We start from the raw sequence: 23,196 nt of genomic DNA, 5'->3' as shown, positions 1-23,196 counted from the left end.
CCAGTTAAAACTATTATGTATCCATGTATTTCAATGGTAGTTAAACGAGATGTGTATTCACCCAGTTCATTTTTCTAATTGCCGCTATCACATCTTCATTACGCCGAATCCATTTGCTATCTGATGGTACTGCACACGAACTGAAGTAAATGAATCTTCTGGCAACCAGGGAGACGGGTAAATCTGTTTTGAACTCCCCGTCAAATAATATAGATAAAAAAAAGCGCGTCTGTCGACGCGCTCTTTACTTTTAGCTTGCTGCCAGTTATTTCAGGTATTCACCGCTGCGCAGCGCTTCAATACGTTTATCCAACGGAGGGTGAGTCATAAACAGCTCACTCAGTGATTTGGATTTACCGTTGATGCAGAACGCCATCATGCTGGTCGCTTCCTGCGGCTCATAGCTGGTTTTCAGACGCTGCAGCGCGGCGATCATTTTCTCACGCCCCACCAGTTTTGCTGAACCGGCATCCGCATGGAATTCACGGTGACGTGAGAACCACATGGTAATAATGCTCGCCAGAATACCAAATACCAGCTCCAGCACCGTCGCCACTGCAAAGTAAATCAACGGGTTGCCGTTACTGCTCTCACCTTCATCGCGGTTTCCGCCCATAAAGCCAGCGGCAATTTGCGCCAGAATACGTGAGATAAAGATAACGAAGGTGTTCACCACCCCTTGAATGAGCGTCATGGTAACCATATCGCCATTGGCAATGTGGCTGATCTCGTGCGCGATGACGGCTTCGGCTTCATCCGGGCTCATGTTTTGCAACAGGCCAGTACTCACAGCCACCAGCGAAGCATCCCGGCGCGCACCGGTAGCAAACGCGTTAATATCTGGCGCATGGTAGATTGCGACCTGTGGCATGGCGATCCCGGCCTGACGAGCCTGATTCGCTACCGTATTCATCAGCCAGCGTTCCCTTTCATTGCGGGGCTGTTCGATTACTTCCCCACCAACGGACTTTAACGCCATCCACTTGGACATCAGCAGCGAAATGAAGGAACCACCAAAACCAAACAGCAGTGCCATGATCAACAAGCCTTGAACGCTGCTTGACTGAATCCCTGTCAGGCTCAATACCAGCCCGAAAACGACCATCACAGCCAGGTTCGTCAGCAGGAAGAGCGCGATTCGCATCATAATTTTCTTTTAACCTCAATTTAACAAAACGCACTATGCGATTACCCATATCGTATGGGTCTTATGGCTATTTTCAAGCATCCATAGGTGCTAAGTCACCAGAAAGACACAACTTTACATTTTATCGTATCAGACTGACGTCTTCATGCGTTTGTTAAAAAAACAGGCACAATTTCTTGTGCCTGTTTAAGGTTATTTACCGGTTGCGGGCTGTTCCGCTGGCTTTTCTTTTTCAAGATGCGCCAGGTCGAGCGCAATTTTTACCGTTTCATCCAGGTACGGATCGGGTTCCTGGTAATCCTTCGGCAGATCGTCCAGTTTCTTCAGCAGCGGTTTGCCTTCGCGCTTAAACCGATCGTTGATACGCGCCAGACGCATTGCGTCATCTTCGTTATTCTCTTTCTCACGCTGAGCGTAATTGAGAGATGCGATGTTGCGTTTATCCTTCAGCGCATTGAAACGCGCAATGTCCTTCATGATGTACTGGAACTCAGGATCGTTGGCAATACGCGCATTGTGCTCTTTCAGCAATTCAGGCCCAAACGGCGTCAGGTTATCTGATTTGGTGTAGGTCGCAGCATCAATGCTATCCCACGGCAGCGCGTTGTCTTCAAACTTCTCACCGGTTTCAGTTTCTTCATTGCCTGTCGGCATGATGATGTCCGGCGTAACGCCTTTACGCTGCGTACTGCCACCGTTTACACGGTAGAATTTCTGGATCGTATACTGAACAGAACCGAGCGCCGGCCATTCCGGACGCAGCATCTGATCGTAAATACGGTTCAGGGAGCGATACTGCTGTACGGTGCCTTTCCCGAAGGTTGGTTCACCAACGATTAGCGCACGACCATAATCCTGCATTGCCGCGGCAAAAATCTCTGATGCCGAAGCACTGAAGCGATCGACTAACACCACCAGCGGGCCTTTGTAGTACACAACGCCGTCGGTATCGCTGTCCTCACGCACTTTACCGTTATTGTCACGAACCTGAACCACCGGGCCAGAAGGAATGAACAGACCGGAAAGTGAAACGGCTTCGGTTAGCGCGCCACCGCCGTTGGTGCGCAGATCGATAATGATGCTGCTGACGTTCTGTTTTTCCAGCTTCTGCAACTGAACTTTGACATCATCCGTCAGGCCAACATAGAAGCCAGGGATATCCAGTACGCCAACTTTTTCTTTGCCAACGGTTTTCACGGACATTTTCACGGCGCGGTCTTCGAGGCGAATACGTTCACGCGTTAACGTTACGGTGCGCGTCTTGGTACCTTTACCAGCGGGCAGGATTTCAAGGCGAACTTTGCTGCCCTTAGGTCCTTTGATCAGCGCCACGACGTCATCAAGACGCCAGCCAATCACGTCAACCATACCTTTTCCGGTCTGGCCCACGCCGACAATACGGTCGCCAACGCTTATCGCTTTGCTCTTGGCTGCCGGGCCACCCGCTACCATGGAGTTAATGACGGTATAGTCATCATCCATTTGCAAAACCGCGCCAATACCTTCCAGAGACAGGCTCATTTCAGTATTGAACTGTTCGGTATTGCGTGGAGACAGATAGTTAGTATGCGGGTCGATTTCACGGGCGAAAGCCGTCATCGCCAGAGAGAACACATCTTCGCTATTGGTCTGCGCCAGACGGCGAATCGCAAACTTGTAGCGACGCGTCAGCGTTTCACGAATTTCCGCATCGGTTTTACCGGTCAGCTTCAGGCTGAGTTCGTCAAATTTAACCTTGCCGTCCCACAGCGCGTTAAGCTCTGCTTCGCTTTTCGGCCATGGGGCTTTGCTCCGGTCGAGGTTAAAGGTGTCGGTACCGGTGAAATCCATTGGACGAGCCAGTACGCTTAATGCGTACTGATAACGCTCAAATCGACGTTTTTGCGCCAGATTATAGAGATCGTAAAAGACATCCAGTTTACCGGTACGCAGTTCATCGCCGAGGACCGTTTTCTTTTTTGCATACTGTTCGATATCGCTCGCCAGCAGCACGTTGTGGCTGTAGTCGAGCAGATTCAAATAGCGGTCAAAAATTTTTGCCGAAAACGCCTGATCCAGGTCGAACTGGCGATAGTGTGAACGCGTAAAACGCGATGTCACACGTTCGCTTACCGTCGCATGCTGGGTTTCTTCCTTTAATACGGGGATTTGATCGGCACGCGTGATATCTTCTACAGCAAGTGCCTGGCCTGCTAATGCAAGCAGACCAGCTAACGCAGTAAGCCTAAAAAAAGTGTTCATGCCAGGCCTGGCCTCCGTTTCAGAACACCAGGTGTTCTGCGCGTACAATCAAAGACATACCCGAATTCAGCTGTACACGGACGCCATCTTTGGTGATTTCTAATACGGTGGCATCCATCGCATTATTACCTGCTTTCACCTTCAGAGATTGCCCTACCGTCAGTACTGAAATATCAGATACCGGGGTATGCTGTTCTTCACGAGGAGCACGCGGTGCTTTTGCTGCTGGTTTTTCAGCGCGAGGTTTACGCTCAGCGCCTTCTTTACGACGCGGAGCAGGACGCGGCTTACGCTCACGACGCGGTGCGTCTTCTTTTTCACCGGCAGCAGCGGCCGCTTCGCGTTTTTTCGCCTGTTGCTCTGCACGTTGCGCCTGAACGCGGGCTTTAGCTTCTTCGAGCTGTTTGCGGGCATGTTCAACGTGCTGCTCATCCAGCTCACCACAAGGGTTGCCGTCAAGATCGACACGCGTTGCGCCCAATTTTACGCCATACAGATAGCGCCAGCTTGAAGTATAGAGACGTAAGGCAGAGCGGAGCTGCGTCTTGCTGAGGTTCATTTCGCCCTCAACACGCTCTACCAGATCCTGAAAAATGCCAATTTTCAGTGGGCGCGCTTCGCCTTCCGCACTAAAACACTGCGGGAAGCGTTCGGCCAGAAACGCAATGACTTCTTTACTGCTATTCAACTTAGGTTGATTTTCCATGAAATTTCCTGATTACAACGGACGTAGCCAACAAGCGCAGGCATGAACAGGCGACATTATAATGACGTCATCAGTAATTGCTACGTTATCCGTTGATTATCCTGCGACGCGCGCAAAGAATTTTTTGTAATCCGTCGTTGCAAGCACGGTTTCAAGCGCTGCCACCAGCGTTCGCAGCCCCTGTTCATCCTCTTCACTGAAGCGGCCAAACGCCGTGCTATCGATATCAAGCACGCCGATCATCTGATTTTCGACGGTGATTGGCAGAACGATTTCTGCATTGCTGGCGGCATCGCATGCGATGTGCCCGTCAAAAGCATGAACGTCCTCAATGCGCTGCACCTGGTTCTGCGCTACTGCGGTACCACACACCCCGCGCCCTACCGGGATCCGCACACAGGCGATTTTTCCCTGGAAGGGTCCAAGCACCAGCGTATCGTTTTCGAGTAGATAAAAACCGGCCCAGTTTACTTCTGCAAGACGCTCGTACAACAACGCGCTGGTATTCGCCAGCGTTGCCAGAAAACTGGTTTCACCTGCCATTAATGCCTGAAAATCACGGTTTAGATCCGTGTATAGCTCTATTTTGTTCATTATTTAATCACTTGGTTGTCTTACCTAAAACTGCAGCCTACTAAAATAAACATTAAATGCGTTAATGCTCAAGATCATTCCCGTCATGAGTTAAGATAACATTACTTCAACAATTTGATTCGCGATACATGGCCTTAACGACACCACGCATCACGCCGACTAAAAAAATAGCCATCAGGTCCATTGGTGATGCAATTCCTCGTGCGCATTACCATCGCTGCCCTGAATGTGACCTGATCTTTAGCTTGCCTAAAATGCGTTCGCACCAAAGTGCATTTTGCCCACGCTGTCAGGCAAAAATTCGTGACGGACGCGACTGGTCATTAACACGGCTGGCGGCAATGGCTTTCACCATGCTGCTGCTGATGCCCTTTGCCTGGGGAGAACCACTCCTGCACATCTATTTATTAGGTGTGCGCATTGACGCCAATGTGCTGCAAGGTATCTGGCAAATGACCCGACAAGGTGACCCACTCACCGCATCTTTCGTACTGTTTTGCGTTGCCGGGGCACCAATCATTCTGGTTACCTCAATCGCTTATCTATGGTTCGGCAATATTCTTGGCATGAACCTGCGCCCGGTGCTGCTGATGCTGGAAAGACTCAAAGAATGGGTGATGCTTGATATCTATCTGGTTGGTATTGGCGTCGCATCAATCAAAGTTCAGGACTATGCTTTTTTGCAACCTGGTGTGGGGCTGTTTGCTTTTATTGCGCTGGTGATCCTGAGCATTTTGACGCTGTCGCATCTTAACGTTGAGCAGCTTTGGGACCGTTTCTACCCGCAAAGACCGGCTCGTCGGCCCGATGAAAAGCTCCGCGTCTGCCTCGGCTGCCATTTTACAGGTTATCCGGACGCCCGCGGTCGCTGCCCTCGCTGCCATATCCCATTGCGCTGGCGCAGAAATCAAAGTATCCAAAAGTGTTGGGCTGCTCTGCTGGCCTCAGTAGTCCTGCTTTTGCCTGCTAATCTGCTGCCCATCTCGGTAATTTATGTCAACGGCGGCCGACAGGAAGATACGATCCTGTCAGGCATAATGTCACTGGCGAACAGCAACATCGCCGTGGCGGCGATCGTTTTTATCGCCAGTATTCTGGTGCCATTCACCAAAGTGATTGTGATGTTTACGTTGCTCATCAGCATCCATTTTAAATGTGAGCAAGGATTGCGTACCCGCATCAAACTGCTGCGTATAGTGACCTGGATTGGTCGCTGGTCGATGCTGGATCTGTTTGTTATCGCTTTAACCATGTCGCTGATTAATCGCGATCAGATACTTGCTTTTACTATGGGACCGGCTGCGTTTTATTTCGGCGCAGCGGTAATATTGACTATTCTTGCTGTGGAATGGCTGGACAGCCGCTTACTTTGGGATGCACATGAGTCAGGAAACGCCCGCTTCGCAGACTGAAGCGCAGATTAAAACTAAACGCCGTATTTCTCCGTTCTGGCTGCTGCCGTTCATCGCGCTGATGATTGCAGGATGGCTTATCTGGGGAAGCTATGAAGATCGCGGTAATACCGTAACCATTGACTTTATGTCTGCGGACGGCATTGTTCCGGGCCGTACTCCCGTTCGTTATCAGGGCGTTGAAGTGGGCACGGTGCAGGATATCAACCTCAGCAAAGATCTGCGCAAAATTGAAGTCCGCGTCAGCATCAAATCGACCATGAAAGATGCTCTGCGCAAAGATACCCAGTTCTGGCTGGTCACGCCAAAAGCGTCACTGGCCGGGGTTTCTGGTCTGGATGCGTTGGTTGGCGGCAACTATATCGGCATGATGCCCGGAACCGGCGAGCCGGAAGATCATTTCGTCGCCCTCGATACGCAACCTAAATATCGCCTGGATAATGGCGATTTGATGCTGCATCTGCGGGCCCCTGACCTCGGATCGCTCAATAGCGGTTCGCTGGTTTATTTCCGTAAGATTCCGGTGGGTCGGGTGTATGACTACACCATCAACCCAAATCATCAGGGCGTAACCATCGACGTGCTGATCGAACGTCGCTTTACTAATCTGGTGAAAAAAGGCAGCCGTTTCTGGAACGTGTCCGGCGTAAATGCCGATGTCAGCCTCAGCGGAGCGAAGATCAAGCTCGAGAGTCTGGCGGCGCTGGTCAATGGAGCCATTGCTTTTGATTCGCCTGAAGACTCAAAACCCGCGGTGGCCGATGACACGTTTGGTTTATATCAGGATCTCGCGCATAGCCAGCGCGGGGTGATCGTCAAACTTGATTTACCCAGCGGCGACGGACTCAAGGCTGGTTCAACGTCGCTGATGTATCAAGGATTAGAAGTCGGTCAACTGACCAAACTGGATTTAAATCCAGGCGGTAAAGTCACCGGCGAAATGACGGTTGATCCCAGTGTCGTAACGCTGCTGCGTGACAACACGCGGATTGAATTACACAGCCCTAAATTGTCGTTAAGCGATGCAAATATCAGTTCGCTACTGACGGGGAAAACTTTCGAGCTGGTACCCGGCGAGGGAGAGCCGCGTAGCCAGTTTGCCGTGATCCCCGCTGAGAAGTCTTTATTGCACGATCCGGGCGTCATGACGTTTACGCTGACCGCGCCGGAGAGTTACGGTATTGATGCTGGCCAGCCGCTGATTCTCCACGGCGTACAGGTCGGTCAGGTGATTGAGCGCACGCTTTCCAGCAAAGGCGTCTCATTTACCGTTGCCGTTGAACCACAGCATCGTGCCCTGGTGCAAGGTGACAGTAAGTTCGTGGTCAACAGCCGTGTGGATGTCAAAGTAGGGCTTGATGGCGTTGAATTCCTTGGCGCCAGCGCCAGTGAGTGGCTCAGCGGCGGCATTCGCATTTTACCCGGTACCAAAGGTGAAATGAAAAAAAGCTACCCGCTGTATGCTAACCTGGAAAAAGCGATTGAAAACAGCCTGAGCGATCTGCCGACCACCACGGTCAGCCTGAGCGCCGAAACGTTACCTGATGTGCAGGCTGGTTCGGTGGTGCTCTATCGCAAATTCGAAGTCGGTGAAGTGATCAGCGTTCGTCCACGCGCCGATGCATTTGATATCGATCTGCATATCAAACCGGAATATCGCAATCTGTTGACCAGCAACAGCGTATTCTGGGCCGAAGGCGGGGCAAAGGTTCAGCTTAACGGCAGCGGTTTGACCGTACAGGCATCTCCCCTTTCGCGGGCGCTTAAGGGCGCGATTAGCTTCGATAACCTGAGCGGCGCCAGCGCCAGCCAACGCAAAGGCGACAAGCGTATTCTGTATGCTTCCGAAACCGCCGCGCGCGCAGTGGGCGGCCAGATTACCCTGCACGCGTTCGACGCTGGTAAACTCGCTGCCGGCATGCCAATTCGCTACCTGGGAATCGATATCGGCCAGATCCAGACGCTTGAGCTGATCACCGCCCGTAACGAAGTTCAGGCAAAAGCGGTTCTGTATCCGGAATACGTGCAAAACTTTGCCCGAAGCGGTACCCGTTTCTCCGTGATCACACCGCAAATTTCGGCGGCAGGCGTAGAGCATCTGGATACGATCTTACAGCCGTATATTAACGTTGAACCAGGACGCGGTAACCCGCGCCGTGATTTTGAGCTGCAGGAAGCCACTATCACCGACTCTCGTTACCTCGATGGTTTGAGCATTGTGGTGGAAGCGCCGGAAGCAGGTTCGCTGAATATCGGTACGCCAGTCCTGTTCAGAGGCATTGAAGTGGGTACCGTCACCGGGTTGACGCTGGGCTCGCTTTCTGACCGCGTGATGGTTGCCATGCGCATTAGCCAGCGCTATCAGCATCTGGTGCGCAACAACTCCGTGTTCTGGCTGGCATCCGGATACAATCTCGACTTTGGTTTGACTGGCGGCGTTGTGAAGACCGGTACCTTCAATCAGTTCATCCGCGGTGGTATCGCCTTCGCTACGCCGCCGGGTACGCCACTGGCCCCGAAAGCGCAGGCCGGTAAACACTTCCTGCTACTCGAAAGCGAACCAAAAGAGTGGCGTGAATGGGGCACCGCCCTGCCACGTTAATGTATCCACTGCTCCGGCGCGAGTACGTACGCCGGAGCAGTTATGCTACACTGCGCACCTGTTTTTTTGCCGGTGGTACCAAGTGGCTTATTTTCCCGACGCCTTTCTGACGCAAATGCGTGAAGCAATGCCTTCCACGCTCTCATTCGATGATTTTCTCGCTGCCTGCCAGCGCCCGCTGCGCCGCAGTATCCGCGTCAATACGCTGAAAATCTCCGTTGTTGACTTCCTCACTCTGACTGCGCCTTACAACTGGTCACTCACTCCAATTCCCTGGTGTGCAGAAGGCTTCTGGATCGAACGCGATGATGAGGAGTCAGTGCCTCTTGGCAGCACCGCGGAACATTTGAGCGGTCTGTTTTATATTCAGGAAGCCAGCTCGATGCTGCCGGTCGCCGCGCTGTTTGCCGAAGGCAATACCCCGGAACGCGTAATGGATGTTGCGGCTGCCCCCGGCTCCAAAACCACACAAATTGCTGCGAAAATGAATAATCAGGGCACGATTCTGGCGAATGAGTTTTCCGCCAGTCGTGTCAAAGTCTTGCACGCCAACATCAGCCGTTGCGGGATAGCCAATGTCGCGCTCACCCATTTTGACGGACGGGTATTTGGCGCAGCATTACCAGAAGCCTTCGATGCCATTTTGCTGGACGCCCCATGTTCCGGTGAAGGCGTGGTGCGTAAAGACCCCGATGCGCTAAAAAACTGGTCGCCAGAAAGTAATCTGCAAATCGCCGAGACCCAGCGCGAACTGCTCGACAGCGCCTTTCATGCCCTGCGTCCCGGTGGCACGATGGTTTACTCGACCTGCACGCTGAATCGTGACGAAAATGAAAACATCATGCAATGGTTGATTGAGTCCTACCCGGATGCCGTCGAGTTTTTACCGTTGGGCGATTTATTCCCGGAGGCCGAACGCGCCCTGACGCCGGAAGGATTCCTGCATGTATTCCCGCAGATCTACGATTGTGAAGGTTTCTTCGTTGCGCGTTTGCGCAAAACGGCCTCCATTCCTGCGTTACCCGCGCCGAAATACAAAGTCGGTAACTTCCCGTTCACTCCGCTAAAAGGACGTGAATCTGCCCTTATCACTGAGGCTGCTAACGCCTGTGGATTGCAGTGGGAAGATAGTCTGCGCCTGTGGCAGCGTGATAAAGAAATTTGGCTGTTTCCAACCGAGATTGAACCCCTGATTGGCAAAGTTCGTTTTTCCCGACTCGGTGTCAAACTGGCTGAAACGCACAATAAAGGATACCGCTGGCAGCATGAGGCCGTAATTGCTCTTGCCAACCCAAATCACAGCCATGCGTTTGAACTGACCCTTGCCGAAGCCGAAGAGTGGTACCGTGGCCGGGATATCTACCCACAAACCGCGCCGACCACCGATGATGTACTGGTTACGTTCCAGCATCAGCCGCTCGGCCTGGCAAAGCGTATTGGTTCGCGATTAAAGAATAGCTATCCACGCGATCTTGTCCGGGATGGCAAACTCTTTACAGGATAACGCACGTTTTTACTGGCGCTTTTGCTAACGTTGGCTACGCTGAAAAATGGACGCCCTAACTGGTCGTACCACAACCAGCAAATAAACGGAGAGCACGATGATGAAAACCAGTGTGCGCATTGGCGCTTTTGAAATCGACGACGCCGAATTACATGGCGAATCGCCAGGGGATCGAACGTTAACCATTCCGTGTAAATCCGATCCGGATTTATGTATGCAACTGGACGCCTGGGATGCCGACACCAGCGTCCCGGCCCTTCTTAACGGAGAACATTCGGTTCTATTTCGCGAGCACTACGATCGTAAGTCAGATGCCTGGATCATGCGCCTTGCCTGATTCAAAAAGAACCCGTCGCCAGACGGGTTATTTCCTGGTTAATTTCCCTCATCTATCAACATCTTCTACACTACAGGTATGGCTTTACCCTTTGAGGATGGAATGTTCACGCTGGTTCTTTTTGTGTGCTACCTGGGCGGCGGTTGTGAAGATATCGTTGTTGATGTCTACAAAACCGAGCAGCAGTGCCTGATATCGATGGACGATCAGCGTATTCGTAACGGCGGATGTTTACCCGCGGATGACTATATCGACAGCTTCTGGCGTCCGGCCCAGGAGTACAGCGATTTTTGATTATTGCAGTTGCACCAGCGTTAACTCGCCTCCAAATACCGCTCCGGTATCAATATAGTGCAGATTCTCGTGATCCAACCGTTGGCGCAATGGCGTGTGACCAAACCAAAAGTGATCCGCGCCGCGAATGCCGTTGCCTTTATTCATTAGCCTTGAGCGATCCCACAGCACCCGCTGTAAATCGATATCTTTTTGCCACTGATAATCATCATCAGGGTAATCTGCGTGGGCAATGACATGAATGCCATTGCTGCAACGCAGCTCCAGAATCCAGGGTAATTGCTGACATTCTTCAAGAGCGAATTTTGCCGCTGGCTGCTCCGCCTGTGCAAACCACGAACCGCCATTCATATACCACAGCGATTGCTCCCCTGTTGCCAGCGCATCCAACCCCATTTGTTCATGATTCCCTCTGACCGCGACAATCCAGCTTTTACGCAGTAATTTCAGGCAGCGCAAACTGTCAGGCCCGCGATCGATAACATCTCCCACTGAAACCAGCAGGTCCTGCCACGGATCAAAATGACAGTGGCGCAATTTAGCCATCAATAATGAGAAGCAACCGTGGATGTCCCCGACCACCCAGACGTGACGCCAGCGCGTCGCTTCCACTCTCTGATAGGCATTGTCAGGCAGTCCCATTTGACCTCCTGTACACAAATATTGCCCTGTTCTTAATTAAACCTTAGCAGTAAAAAACAGAATGACCGAACCAGACGTCGTGGCCCTACGCTATCCGCGCGTCAACGAGGTACAATCGCAACAGCTTCCAGTTCTTCTTCCAGTTCAGCGACTAAAAATTGCAGGTCATAATCAGGTGCATTACGTGCACAGGCTCTTTCTTCTCTTTTCTGTTTACTACACAACTCCTGATAAAAATCATTAACCGCAGGGATATTCCCGGTAATTTTTATTACATCATGTTCATGATAAAATAGTAACGGTGGCCCACCTTGGGTGTTAAATGCAACAGCCTTAAGCGGCGTGAGCTCCATCGCCTCAACAAAGCCTTTGTCACAACTCAATATTCCAGGAAAAAAATACCGCTCATCCTTTCCTGTATTGAATGTGAGCGCCTGTTCTAAATACCTACAGTGAGTCAAGTCCCAGGCCATACCCCGTAATGCCGGCCACAGATTTTTCGATTTTTTATGTACTTTGTTAAAAAACCTAAAGTCAGTCCCTCGCTTAAAAAACTCACTCGCCAGGATCAATTCTCTTGTCGCCAAAAAGCAAGCTTTGGTGTGAGCAAAACTTAAGAGATCGATTAGTTTATTCTTAAGCGATCTGGCAGGCGATTTTATTTGTATGATACTCATCATAAGAACATAAGCGTATACGCTATCGTGCCTGTCTGTTAACGCACGCCTGAACTCAGAGTTTCTGTTTTTGGTGAGCATTGAGCTAAAATGTCTGTCTGTATTGAGAAAAAGCTCACCTTGAGATATCTTTGAGGTCAATATTCCACTGCTTCCAGACTTAACGAGATCAACATCTTTTATAAATTCGTATCCCATCAACTTGTCAAATATTTTATGGTGATTATCTTTTTCATCCAGATTTTTAAGATTCTCCAGTTCATATAATACTGAGTCTACTTGCGTATTCTTATGTGAAATAAATTTAAATATTTCTTCAATATCATCATCCAGACCAGAAACTTTGCCATTAATATATGGTCTGAGATAGCTTAATGCCTGACTATCAAGGGATATGGAGTAGTCTATTTTAAATGTAGAGTGCCCTTTCTCACTGAACATTTCCTCTATGGTTTGGGGATCCATCACGAAAACATTTTCATCATTGAATAAAGAGCGGATAGACGCCCCATGCTCGAATTTCTTGTTAGTTTGAAAACCCGGATATGGCCCTTTAGGCGATGAAAAGACAAATTTATACTCAGGAATTAATGGATAGAAACTGGTATATAGTTTTAATGATGCAGAGAGATCATCAGCATTACCAATCTCCATCACAAGCCTTTCTTTTAATTTTTCCATTTCTTATGTCTCTTTATCGAGAAACTAAGTCCATGTATCAGGGACCAGAACTTCATCAATTGATGGATAATCATACCGCTATTGAGAGAGGCGTGTCCAAGCCTCTGAGGAACAGGCATCAACTGAAATGCCGGCACATCAGCCGGATCTCAGGAAAAACGGGCATCACGATCTGATTTTTTTCTGTGCAAATGAAGTGTGAATGTTAAAAACAGTATGGTATAACGAAGAAATCCCGAAAAGTGATATGCGGAAAAATTTCGGAAACTTTCAGACATTATGTCCTAAGTTATTGAAATAAAAATCCACATAAAAAGAGACCGAATACGATTCCTGTTTTTTCCAAAATTATTTTTTATCCTTCATTTTCAATGCAATAACAAACCATTAGAACAAAAAATGCACAAATAAAGGTGTGTTTTCAGGCACTAAAAATCATATAGTTAGCCAACATTTCGGACATATTCGGACCGGTTTCGGACAGTTTTTCCTTCCAAAATTGAATGCGTTGACGCCAGCAAGCATAAAATAGAACAGATAAGCCGAAGTGTTCAGGAAATGTTTGAAGAGGCTGATATGTGGATGAATGATTTCTTAAATCTCTAACCAGATAGCCCAACAACAGAGGGAATAACCGGATTAATTCCATGTTTTCTATGAGTTAATATCTGTATTAATATAGCTGTGCATATTAGTTCTAAAGGCCACATTAATGTAACTCTGTAGCTCAACACATAATTCGTTTCTGCCGAAACGTGTAACGGCTGTTATTAAATTCATGGATTTATCATTGATATTCAGTAAATTGTCTCCTTGATTCATCATCCTCAAGGTACTCAAAAGAAAGAAGGCGAATCTTGGTAAGTTTATAAAACCACTCGCAATCTTTTCGTTGAATAATTTCGCCAGGTTTGAAACATATGCCGGATGTCACCCGGATAATCGCATATTTACCATTACTAAACCTGACCCGGTGAATGCAGAAAGGTTGACCGGCCTGCCCGTGACAGCTATTCGACAGAATATGTCCTTCAATAAAAACAGATTTTTTAGATTTCATTATCATACCCTCGACAACTGCAAAACAGGATAAACATTGTCATTTCCCGACATCACTTACGTTAAAAGGCAGAAGCTGATCAGCCGCCGATACACCAGCATTCTGAAGGTCTGAACAACAGTCCGCAGGCAGGGCACTCAAGAAATGCATCTTTTCTTAGTTTACCTGCTTTCTGATCAGCTTTGTGTGCGCATACCGGGCAGGCAACATGAACCGGTCTTTCTTTAAAATACCTGAGCCCTTTTGTATAAGACATAAATAATTCTCTGAGGGATACAGTAATTATTATACGCTTTAATATAAAAATAACTGGCATAAGTTATGTTAAGTTGTGTCTGAATCAGGATATCAAATATTGAAAATTGAACGTCTGATTTATGATACACTACCCTTCCGTGAGAGATTTATAATGAAATCAGAAGACACCCTTGACTGGTATCCGGCACAACTACCGCCAGTGAAAATTATTCTTGGCGAAGCCGTGCTGGCTGTGGGTAAACAGGGCCGACCGATTAATACCCGCACCTTGCTGGAATACCTTCAGTTCATGCAGGACAAACAAAAAAGGCGGGATGACAAAATCGCCATGCAAACTGCGATTGATGTTCTCAGGGATAATCAGCGCATTAACGGCAGACGTTAATGCGCCTCCGGACTCAGTGTCAGTTCTGAATGATCTCAACCATATGGTTTTGTCCATCATCCTTCAGCGGTATTCTGTCATCAGGGAGGAGAACACCATCCAGTGTCACGCGATATTCTGCATCGCCGCGTGAGACACTAATTTGATAATGGCTTTCGCCATATTGATAGCTCATAGAAAAAGATGTCCACCCATCCGGCAACCTGGCATGAACCGTAAAGTCAGCACCGGAACGTTTTATCCCCAGTAATTCCTCGGTAAGTAAACGCCAGGCCCAGCCTGCAGAACCAGTATACCAGCTCCATCCTGCACGTCCGGTATGGGGAGCGACACTGTAGACATCAGCACTCATGACATAAGGTTCAGCTTTATAAATCCCGGCCGAATCTGTATTCAGAGTATGATTTATCGGGTTGAGCATTGACCAGAGTTGCCAAGCGCGTTCGGCATTCCCCATTCGGGCAAATGCCATCACAGCCCAGATAGCGCCATGTGTATACTGCCCTCCGTTTTCCCTCACACCAGGCAGGTAACCCTGTATGTAACCAGGATTTGGACCGTGACCATCGAAAGGAGGTGTTAATAGTTTTATCAGTCCCCCCTCGTTATCCACAAGGTGCTTATCCAGCGCCTGCATGGCCATTGCGCACCGTCCCGGGCTTGCGGCCCCGGACAATACAGACCAGCTCTGCGCAATCGCATCAATCCGGCAGTCCTGTGAAGCCTTCGACCCCAGGGGAGTACCATCGTCAAAATATCCACGCCGGTACCATTCACCATCCCAGGCGTGGGCTTCGAGATTGCTTTGCAGGCGCATAGCCTGTGAACGGCACATTGAGGCGACGCTTTCATCCAACCTGCGATCAGCCAGCGCCGCAAACTGCTGCAAAATGTCGAACAGGAAGAAGCCCAGCCAGACGCTTTCACCTTTGCCTTCAATCCCCACCCGGTTCATGCCGTCATTCCAGTCACCAGCCCCCATCAGCGGCAGACCATGCTCCCCGAACTGTTGTCCATACTTAATGGCTTTGACGCAGTGTAACCAGAGTGTCTCTTCGGTACCGCTGATCACCGGCGTATCATAGGCAGACTCTTCACCAGGCTGAAGCGGACGTCCCTCCAGATAAGGAATACGTGTTTCCAGTACATCCATATCCCCCGTCGTTTCGACATAGTGGCAAACGGCAAGCGGAAGCCACAGATAATCATCGGAACAGCGAGTGCGCACTCCGTTGCCGTGTGGCGGGTGCCACCAGTGCTGTACATCACCCTCAATAAATTGCCGTGATGCACACAGGATTATCTGTTCTCGCATCCGGTTCGGATCAGCATGGCTCAGCGCCAGCGTATCCTGCAGTTGATCGCGAAAACCAAATGCGCCGCCGGACTGGTAGTAACCGCTGCGAGCCATCAGGCGACAGGCTACCGTCTGGTACAATAGCCAGCCATTCACCAGTAAATTTACCGATGTGTCGGGAGTGTTAGCCACAATTTTATCGAGCACATTGTGCCAGTGGTTGTGAACCCGGTTCAGCTCCTCGCGGACCGTCTCCTCATTCATATAACGGGCAAGCGTCTCCTGAGCTCGAATATGATTCTCCTCTGCGCCTAGGATAAAAATAAACGTCCTCTGATCCCCATCAATTAATGTTACCGCCGATTGTATTGCCCCGCAGGGATCCAGACCGGCGCCCGTTTTACCTGAAAGCCTGCGTAGCTTCATGACCGACGGAGCGTGCAGAGAACCATTACGACCGATAAACTCCCGGCGGTCCCCGGTCAACGAACAGTCAATACCGCTGACGGCAAAAAAGGCAGTACGACCGCTACCGTTATCGCCATAAAAGTTGTTCGCCAGCACTCCGCAGCCGCCAGGTGGTCTGGCCGCATGTGTCACAATGTGATGGGCTGAGCGAGTTCGTGTTCCTCCGAGCGTCCACTCCACATAGCCGGTGACGGAAAGTTTGCGTGTCCGACCCGAAGAGTTACTGAGCGTCAGGAGCGCCAGTTTAACCGGCGCCTCTTCGGCAACCAGGACCGTCAGCTCGCTGTCTATACCATTCTCTCGATGGGCAAACACGCTGTAACCAAAACCATGGCGGGTCAGGTAATCACCATGTCCGCGAACAGGTAAAGCCGTCGGTGACCAACACTCACCACTCTCTTCATCGCGCAGATAAAACGCCTCGCCGCTGCGATCGCTCACAGGATCGTTCTCCCACGGTGTCAACCGATATTCATGTGCATTCTCATACCAGGAGTAGGCCTGTCCCGCCTCTGAAATCACAGTGCCAAAACGGGCATTTGCCAGTACGTTTGACCAGGGCGCCGGTGTCTGCGCATCTTCCCGCAGAACAATCTGATATTCCCGACCATCCTGAGAAAATCCACCGTACCCATTGAAATGGCATAACTGACTGATATCGGGACTCCAGTCCGTATGTTGATTACGCTCGCGTACAGCCCGTGGAATGAGTGCTCTGGCCTGAGGTTTAAGGGTGTGAGTACGCTGATTAAGCTGCTCATTGATACTACCTGTGCGGTCATCAAGATAAAGACAGGCCACGCTCATTAAAAGCAACTTATCCTCAGCAGAGAGATGCTCGCCATTACGAACAAAAATACCGCCCGTTTTGTCCAGCAGACTGGCTTCAGACCCGGCATAAACTAAGTCCATAATCTGATTTTGTAAGCCCTGCTGGTAGCCGCCGGGACTGTTATTCAGGATAACCAAATCAACATCCAGTCCTTTCTGTCTCCAGTAACGGTGTGCCTGAATCAGTGTGGTCACTGAAGCAATACTTTCCTCGCTGGTAATACTGATCAGCACTATCGGCAAATCACCTGAAATTGCCCAGCCCCACAGACCGGACTGACCACGCCGGTTGCGGCTGATCGCCTGGCCTTCGGCGCGCAGCTCCTGGACAGGGTAAAGCACCGCGCTGGCAAGACGATTAAACAAAGTGGCATCATCTTCACTGGCGTTCATCTGGCGTAACACCACCAGACTGTGAGACCAGGCCAGTTCAAATACGCGATCAGCGATAGGGTAATCGCGGTATTTTTCCAGCAATGCCAGGCTCTGCTGGCGGGTCTCGCTGATGCCATAAATGATATCAATCGTGACCGGCTGCCCCGGCTGCAGAGTGATGGCGTGGCGTATTGCCAGGATCGGATCCAGCACTGACCCCGACGTGTTGCTGAGCGCTCCGCCTGCCTTTATTGCCTGGGCATCCGCAGGGTTTCTGCCACGACCAAGAAATTTTGCCCTGTCTGTTTCAAACGAAACGTTATGACGGTTATCGCCATGCACCACCATCATGTGAAACAGGCAGGGACTCTCTTCACCCGGAGAACGCGGGCGCCGGTGGCAAAGAATAGCGTCACGCTCAGGATCCAGTTCCGTCTGAATAAACAAATTGCTAAATGCCGGGTGTGCCAGATCGCTGGCTTCAGGCGCCAGTACCACTTCGGCATAGGTTGTCAGTTCCAGAGAGCGAGGCTGGCGACCACGATGAATCAGTGTGAGTCGTCGCAACTCAATATCATCCTCTGGGGAGATCACAACCTGAGTTTTGATGCTGAGCCCATCGAAAGAGCGTCTGAATTCAGCACTCGCATCGGTGAATATCACTTCCTCGTCATGCCCGCTGGTGTGGGCTGTCGGTTGCCAGGTATTGCTCGACACATTCCCCGTCTGTATATCGCGGATATAGCAGAATGCTCCCCAGTTATCGCGGGTGGTATCACTGCGCCAGCGCGTGAGCGCAATATTATTCCAGCGACTATAGCCGCCGCCGCCCGTGGTCAACATCAGATGATAATGGTTGTTGGACAGCAGTTGAATATCCGGGGCCGGCGTGTCCACGCCATAGAAAATACGGGGTTCATAGCGAACGGGTTTGACCCTGCCCTCATGAGATTCAAAATGACGGCGCGGACTGTACAGATCGACTGCATCCGGCACGCGTTCCTGTAACAGCAGGCTCGCTGAGCGGAAGACCGTACTGGACATGAAGCGTTCAGTCATCGGGGCGTCAAGCAGCACATGAGCCAGCGCCTGAAACGCCATCCCCTGGTGATGCGCCATCCAGGACTGAACCACCGCATAGAGCTGACCGGTTGCGAGGCGTGAGGGAGTATAGTCCAGCGCTTCATAAAAACCGTATTCACCAAGTGCGCCATTTTTTTGCAGCCTTATCAGGTTCTCACAGGCTTTCTGTGGGGAAACCATCAACGCCAGCAGTGTGGCGTAAGGGGCGACAACCATGTCATCAGCAAGCCCCCTGCGCAGGCCGAGACCCGGCACACCAAATGCCTGATATTGATAATTATGCTGAACATCAAAAGCATGATAACCAGACTCTGAAACGCCCCACGGTACTCCGCGTTCTTTCCCCCAATGAATCTGGCGCATAACCGCCGACTGACTCATTTCATCGAGCAGGCTGCCAGGCCAGGTGGGCATTACCAGATTCGGCATCAGGTATTCAAACATTGACCCGCTCCATGACATCAGGGCTGTTTCATTGTCAATGGTGGTGAACAGTCGCCCCAGCGCGTACCAGCTTTTAAGAGGTAGCTGATTAGTGGCAATGGCAAGGAAGCTGGTCAGGCGGATTTCAGACGGCAGAAGATCGTAGTGGCTCTTGTCAGACATATTCGTGTCACAGTTATAGCCAACACTGAGCAGACTGGTTGCTTCGCTGTACAGAAAGGCGAAATCCATCTGGGCATGCTCATCCAACCGTTGTTCAAGTTCAGTGATAATATTGAGTCGCATCCGGGCCTGCTCCGTCGCTGACGCCGGGGGGGTTCCTGCACCAGTAAATGTTGCGCGGGCAAGCTCGCACAAAGTCGGCAGCGTCTGTTCGTTCCAGGATGCGGGTAACCAGCCAAGCAGCAGCGACCACTCATGGCAAACCTGAACCAGTTGATGCTCCAGATGTCCTGCCCAACGCATCTGAAGAGGAGATCCCTGATGGCATAGCGTGTTCAGGTGATTGCACTGGGTGCGCATATTTTTCAGCTCGCTGAAAAATGTCTGCGGAGAGAGCGACACCGCGCTCAGGCAGTGTTTTCGCAGCAACCGCAAGCTGTCAGGCGGGTTCTGACCCCACTGTTTTTCCAGAATATCCAGCGTATCGTTCAGTCCTGCCAGTATCTGTTGGCGGTTTAAAACTGGCTGATGACGCATGGCGGACAGCCCTGCACGCAGTGTCAACAAATGCCCTGCCATGTTGCCGCTGTCGACGCTTGAGATATAGCGTGGGCTGAGGGGGGCCAGCGTACGAGTGTCATACCAGTTGTAGAGATGGCCCCGGTAGTGCTCCATTTTATCCATTGTGTCGAGCGTGAGCGACACGCGCCGTAGCACTTCCCCGCCGGGCAGGTAGCCAAAGTCCCATGCCGTCAGGTTAGCCATGAGGGAAAGGCCAATATTGGTAGGAGAGGTTCGATGGGCCACCGTCGGCTGCGGTATTTCCTGGTAGTTATCAGGCGGAAGCCAGTTCTCTTTTTCTGTTGCAAAGGTTTCAAAAAACGCCCAGATTTCACGGCTTGTCTGGCGCAACAGCTGTTTTTGTTCCGGATTGGGCGAAAACACCTTACGCGCAGGCTGGCGACTCAGCCAGCTCATCAGCAGCGGTGCCACACACCATAACAAACCGATCGGCAACGCAATCCCCAGCAGTTGTGGAGCAAATTGTCCGGTCAGTATTATCAGCATCACACCACATGCAACATTCAGCCACATCGCCTGATAAAAACGCGCGACAGTGGGTCCGGCCTGATTGCTGTCCAGGCTGTGGCTGAACCACTGGCTGAGGTGACGCCTGCTGATCCCCAATCTCCATAACGTCACGGCGATCGCTTTTAGCGAATATCCGGCTTCGTGCGGCAGTATCGCAAAATTAAGGCCGATACCTGACAAACGCTTCAGCGCGCCCGCCCCTACCAGTAACAGATGCGGCTTCAGGCGGCGACGCAGAGGTTTATGCAGCAGGTCATAGGTGATGCAGAGGATGGTTGGCAACAGCCATATCAGCGACAGTACGCCCAGCCAGTAAACCGGATTAGGTACCCCTAGCAGGGTGAAGAACAGCAATACCAGTAATGAAGGGGCGACCAGACTGCGACGCAGATTATCGAGTAATTTCCAGTAAGAAAGCGCGGTCAGCGGATTCCTGGTCCGGGTTCCATCGGCTCTTCTGACACGTGGTTTCAGCCAGTTAAGCAGTTGCCAGTCACCCCGGATCCAGCGTGAACGGCGTGCAACATCCGACAGATAATTATTCGGGTACTGTTCATAGAGTAACACCTCACTCAGCAGACCCGAACGTGCATAGCATCCTTCGAGTAGATCATGGCTGAGAACCAGGTTTTCCGGGCAGGTGTTGGCAGTGGCTTGCATAAAAATGTCGACATCGTAAATCCCTTTGCCCACGAACGATCCTTCCCCAAAAAGATCCTGATAGATATCCGAAGACATCATCGAATAGGGATTATTGCCTGGTGTGCTGCTGCGCATGGCGGCGTAACGTCCCTGACCGTTGCGTGGTATCTCCTCCGCAAGGCCGGGTTGTAAAATGCCAAATCCTTTGACAACCCTCTGGCGTACCGGATCATACTCTGGCGTATTCAGCGGATGCGCCATCGTCGCGACCAGTTTGTGCGCCGTATCGCGCGGCAGCACCGTATCACTGTCCAGGGTAATGACGTATTTAATGTGGCCCGGTAAAAGGTTAGCAGGCATGTCTGCAACGCTGACGAATTGTGTCCCCGGATGGCGCAACCAACTATTCAGTAACGCCAGTTTTCCCCGCTTGCGTTCATAGCCCATCCACGTTCCTTCCGCGGGGTTCCATTCAGGCTGGCGGTGTAGCAGATAAAAACGTGGGCGGCTGGAGGGATAGCGGCGATTCAGCGCCTGCGTATCGGCGATCGCCTGTCTGAGCAGCATCTGGCTTTCCGGCGAGGGTTCATTTGCAGAATCAGCGAAATCAGTGAGCAGCGCAAACCTGAGATTTTCGTTTTCATTCCCCAGCCAGCAGACTTCAAGACTGGTGAGGAGCTGGCTGAAACTTTCGTGGCTGGTCAGCATGCAGGGGATGACTAACAGAGTGGCGCTGTCAGGGGGAATGCCGGTTGAGAAATCCATCCGCGGCAAGGGGCGAGGAACGCGAAAACGGGTGGTTGCGTCACTGAGTAAATCGCTCATTAACTGAGTTACAGCGATAATCAGAGGGAATATCACCGCGATCAACAGCCAGTCTGCGCCCTGCATGGCTGTTTCGTGCAAAATCGTTGCGGTCGTTGCGATTGTCAACAACGCCAGGCTTCCAAGCCATGACAGCAGGGTTATTCTGTTGAAACTGTGCCGCAAGCGCATGAGCCTTGAGGTGTCTGCTAACAGATGAATTTCCAGCGCCTGCCGACCTTCGCCTGCGAGATAATAACCAACATGATGTTCCAGTGTATCGGGAGCACTGTTCCCTGAAAGCGTCAGCACCCTGTCAGCAACTTCAGGCTCGCTGAGACCACTGTCCCTGGCCAGGACCTCAACAACGTGCCGGTAATGATCCCGGGTATTGAAGTGCATCCGGGGATAGATACCGGCAGGATCATTGCGTAATGCCTGTTCGACGACACTTATCGTTTCGGCGAAATCAGCCCAATCCGTTTCACTCAGTAATCGCAGACCCGCGATGCTGTTACTGACAGATAGCTGGCTGGCGGCAAGCTGTTGATTGAAATTATGTATGAGAACGTCGGTGGTGATCCCCTGTTCCCGAAGGCACTGATCAACCCAGGTCAGAGGTAACGACAACGCATTGCCATGCCCCTGCAGGCGCCGCACCAGCTCTGCGACAAACGCACTGGTTAACGTAGGTCGGGAGCGTGCCATATCGGCAACCACCATGATTAAATCGCCAGGGGCATTCTCTGCACATTCGAAAATCCTGGTTATCCACGTATCGGCAAGGTTTCTGTCCTGCTGCGCATTTATCACTTCCATGCTGATACGACGAAGATTTTCAATCAGCGCCAGGCGCAGCATTCCCGGTAGCGCCCAGACTTCACCTAGCGTCAGCGGTGTCACCTGTTGATAGGCAGTGAGATAGCTGGTCAGGCTCGCGGCATCCCAGCGGCCATCACCGTGAGCAACTGCCTCAGATGCGATATGATAAATTCGTGGGCAATTCAGCGGCGACATCAGCGACGGAAGACCTTTACCAAAGCTTTTCGGCAAGTGCTGGCGGACCGTGCGGATTTGTTCCTCAATAAGATAATAATTGTCCAGCAACCACTCCCCGGCAGGCATGATGCTGGTCTTTTTACCCGCGTTAAACTCATAACAGCTTTGGGTGATGATGGCCTCATTCTCGCCGAGTCTTTTTAGAAGATAATAAGGATGTTTATCCGGCGATAATTTATGGGTCCGGGCGAGCTTCTGACCATAGCGTTCCATCTGGGCGGTCGAAAAGAGTTCTGACTGCAGAGTGCTTTCACCGGCAGGATCGTTCGCCGAAAACGTTACGCTTTCGGTAGCATTCATCGGAATATGGGAGCGGTTAAACCACGCCCTGGGGTTCATTTTCATAGCATTGCTCTGATGCAGAGTTAGCATGCAGGAGCAGTTGCAAAATCAGTTCAG

General features: G+C 51.0%; 16 protein-coding genes. 7 read left to right on the top strand and 9 right to left on the bottom strand.

Features of this window, described 5'->3' with window-relative positions:
• Positions 1–265: 265 nt before the first annotated feature.
• The 4 genes from htpX to msrC all read right to left on the bottom strand — a co-directional run bounded on the left by htpX (position 266) and on the right by msrC (position 4,688).
• Positions 266–1,147 carry a protease HtpX gene (htpX, locus tag OGV80_RS12440; protein ID WP_043016677.1) on the bottom strand — a complete coding sequence of 294 codons (882 nt, stop codon included), beginning with the start codon at positions 1,145–1,147 and terminating at the stop codon, positions 266–268.
• Between the two features lie 192 nt (positions 1,148–1,339).
• The gene (gene prc / locus OGV80_RS12435; protein WP_043016678.1) at positions 1,340–3,388 is read right to left on the bottom strand and encodes a carboxy terminal-processing peptidase; all 2,049 of its coding nucleotides are present in this window, start codon (positions 3,386–3,388) and stop codon (positions 1,340–1,342) included.
• 19 nt (positions 3,389–3,407) lie between these two features.
• Entirely contained in the window at positions 3,408–4,094 is a 687-nt protein-coding gene (proQ, locus tag OGV80_RS12430; RefSeq protein WP_003833781.1) for an RNA chaperone ProQ, read from the bottom strand.
• 96 nt (positions 4,095–4,190) lie between these two features.
• Entirely contained in the window at positions 4,191–4,688 is a 498-nt protein-coding gene (gene msrC, locus OGV80_RS12425; protein ID WP_043016679.1) for a free L-methionine (R)-S-oxide reductase MsrC, read from the bottom strand.
• A 128-nt stretch (positions 4,689–4,816) separates the two neighbouring features.
• Here msrC and yebS point away from each other — a divergent pair, with 128 nt between their 5' ends.
• The 5 genes from yebS to OGV80_RS12400 all read left to right on the top strand — a co-directional run bounded on the left by yebS (position 4,817) and on the right by OGV80_RS12400 (position 10,837).
• Positions 4,817–6,100, top strand: a complete 1,284-nt coding sequence (yebS, locus tag OGV80_RS12420; RefSeq protein WP_286515038.1) for a membrane integrity lipid transport subunit YebS — start codon at positions 4,817–4,819, stop codon at positions 6,098–6,100.
• Positions 6,069–8,702, top strand: coding sequence for a PqiB family protein (locus OGV80_RS12415; protein ID WP_043016681.1), 2,634 nt, complete (start codon positions 6,069–6,071; stop codon positions 8,700–8,702). The genes yebS and OGV80_RS12415 overlap by 32 nt, the downstream gene beginning before the upstream one ends.
• 82 nt (positions 8,703–8,784) lie before the next feature.
• Positions 8,785–10,206, top strand: coding sequence for a 16S rRNA (cytosine(1407)-C(5))-methyltransferase RsmF (gene rsmF / locus OGV80_RS12410; RefSeq protein ID WP_072033342.1), 1,422 nt, complete (start codon positions 8,785–8,787; stop codon positions 10,204–10,206).
• A gap of 100 nt (positions 10,207–10,306) precedes the next feature.
• The gene (locus OGV80_RS12405) at positions 10,307–10,543 is read left to right on the top strand and encodes a YebV family protein (RefSeq protein ID WP_029139506.1); all 237 of its coding nucleotides are present in this window, start codon (positions 10,307–10,309) and stop codon (positions 10,541–10,543) included.
• A gap of 102 nt (positions 10,544–10,645) precedes the next feature.
• Positions 10,646–10,837 (top strand): YdfD/YebW family protein, encoded by a 192-nt coding sequence (locus OGV80_RS12400; protein ID WP_016152779.1) that lies wholly within the window; start codon positions 10,646–10,648, stop codon positions 10,835–10,837.
• On the opposite strand, the gene pphA is transcribed toward OGV80_RS12400, so the two are convergent.
• Together pphA and OGV80_RS12390 are read right to left on the bottom strand one after the other, a co-directional pair.
• The gene (gene pphA, locus OGV80_RS12395) at positions 10,838–11,479 is read right to left on the bottom strand and encodes a protein-serine/threonine phosphatase (RefSeq protein ID WP_087052611.1); all 642 of its coding nucleotides are present in this window, start codon (positions 11,477–11,479) and stop codon (positions 10,838–10,840) included.
• A gap of 101 nt (positions 11,480–11,580) precedes the next feature.
• Positions 11,581–12,837 (bottom strand): hypothetical protein, encoded by a 1,257-nt coding sequence (locus OGV80_RS12390; RefSeq protein WP_047410548.1) that lies wholly within the window; start codon positions 12,835–12,837, stop codon positions 11,581–11,583.
• A 498-nt stretch (positions 12,838–13,335) separates the two neighbouring features.
• On the opposite strand from OGV80_RS12390, the gene OGV80_RS12385 reads away from it, so the two are divergent.
• Complete coding sequence (locus OGV80_RS12385; protein WP_080626304.1) at positions 13,336–13,443, top strand: DinI-like family protein; 108 nt, start codon at positions 13,336–13,338, stop codon at positions 13,441–13,443.
• Positions 13,444–13,624: 181 nt separating this feature from the next.
• Here the strand turns inward: OGV80_RS12385 and OGV80_RS12380 are convergent, their stop codons facing one another.
• Positions 13,625–13,897, bottom strand: coding sequence for a hypothetical protein (locus OGV80_RS12380; protein ID WP_172313143.1), 273 nt, complete (start codon positions 13,895–13,897; stop codon positions 13,625–13,627).
• A 79-nt stretch (positions 13,898–13,976) separates the two neighbouring features.
• Positions 13,977–14,153 (bottom strand): YnfU family zinc-binding protein, encoded by a 177-nt coding sequence (locus tag OGV80_RS24415; RefSeq protein WP_353654549.1) that lies wholly within the window; start codon positions 14,151–14,153, stop codon positions 13,977–13,979.
• A gap of 153 nt (positions 14,154–14,306) precedes the next feature.
• Here OGV80_RS24415 and OGV80_RS12375 point away from each other — a divergent pair, with 153 nt between their 5' ends.
• Positions 14,307–14,540: a YnaE/YdfK family cold shock protein gene (locus OGV80_RS12375; protein WP_080625052.1), complete on the top strand. Its 234-nt coding sequence runs from the start codon at positions 14,307–14,309 to the stop codon at positions 14,538–14,540.
• 19 nt (positions 14,541–14,559) lie between these two features.
• Here the strand turns inward: OGV80_RS12375 and OGV80_RS12370 are convergent, their stop codons facing one another.
• The gene (locus tag OGV80_RS12370; protein WP_286515034.1) at positions 14,560–23,142 is read right to left on the bottom strand and encodes a glycoside hydrolase family 94 protein; all 8,583 of its coding nucleotides are present in this window, start codon (positions 23,140–23,142) and stop codon (positions 14,560–14,562) included.
• Positions 23,143–23,196: the final 54 nt, after the last annotated feature.

The sequence above is a fragment of the Citrobacter sp. Ce119 genome, from assembly GCF_030334525.1.
Taxonomy (GTDB): domain Bacteria; phylum Pseudomonadota; class Gammaproteobacteria; order Enterobacterales; family Enterobacteriaceae; genus Citrobacter; species Citrobacter europaeus.
Note: the sequence above shows the minus strand (reverse complement) of the source record. Positions and strands in the feature narration are given on the sequence as shown.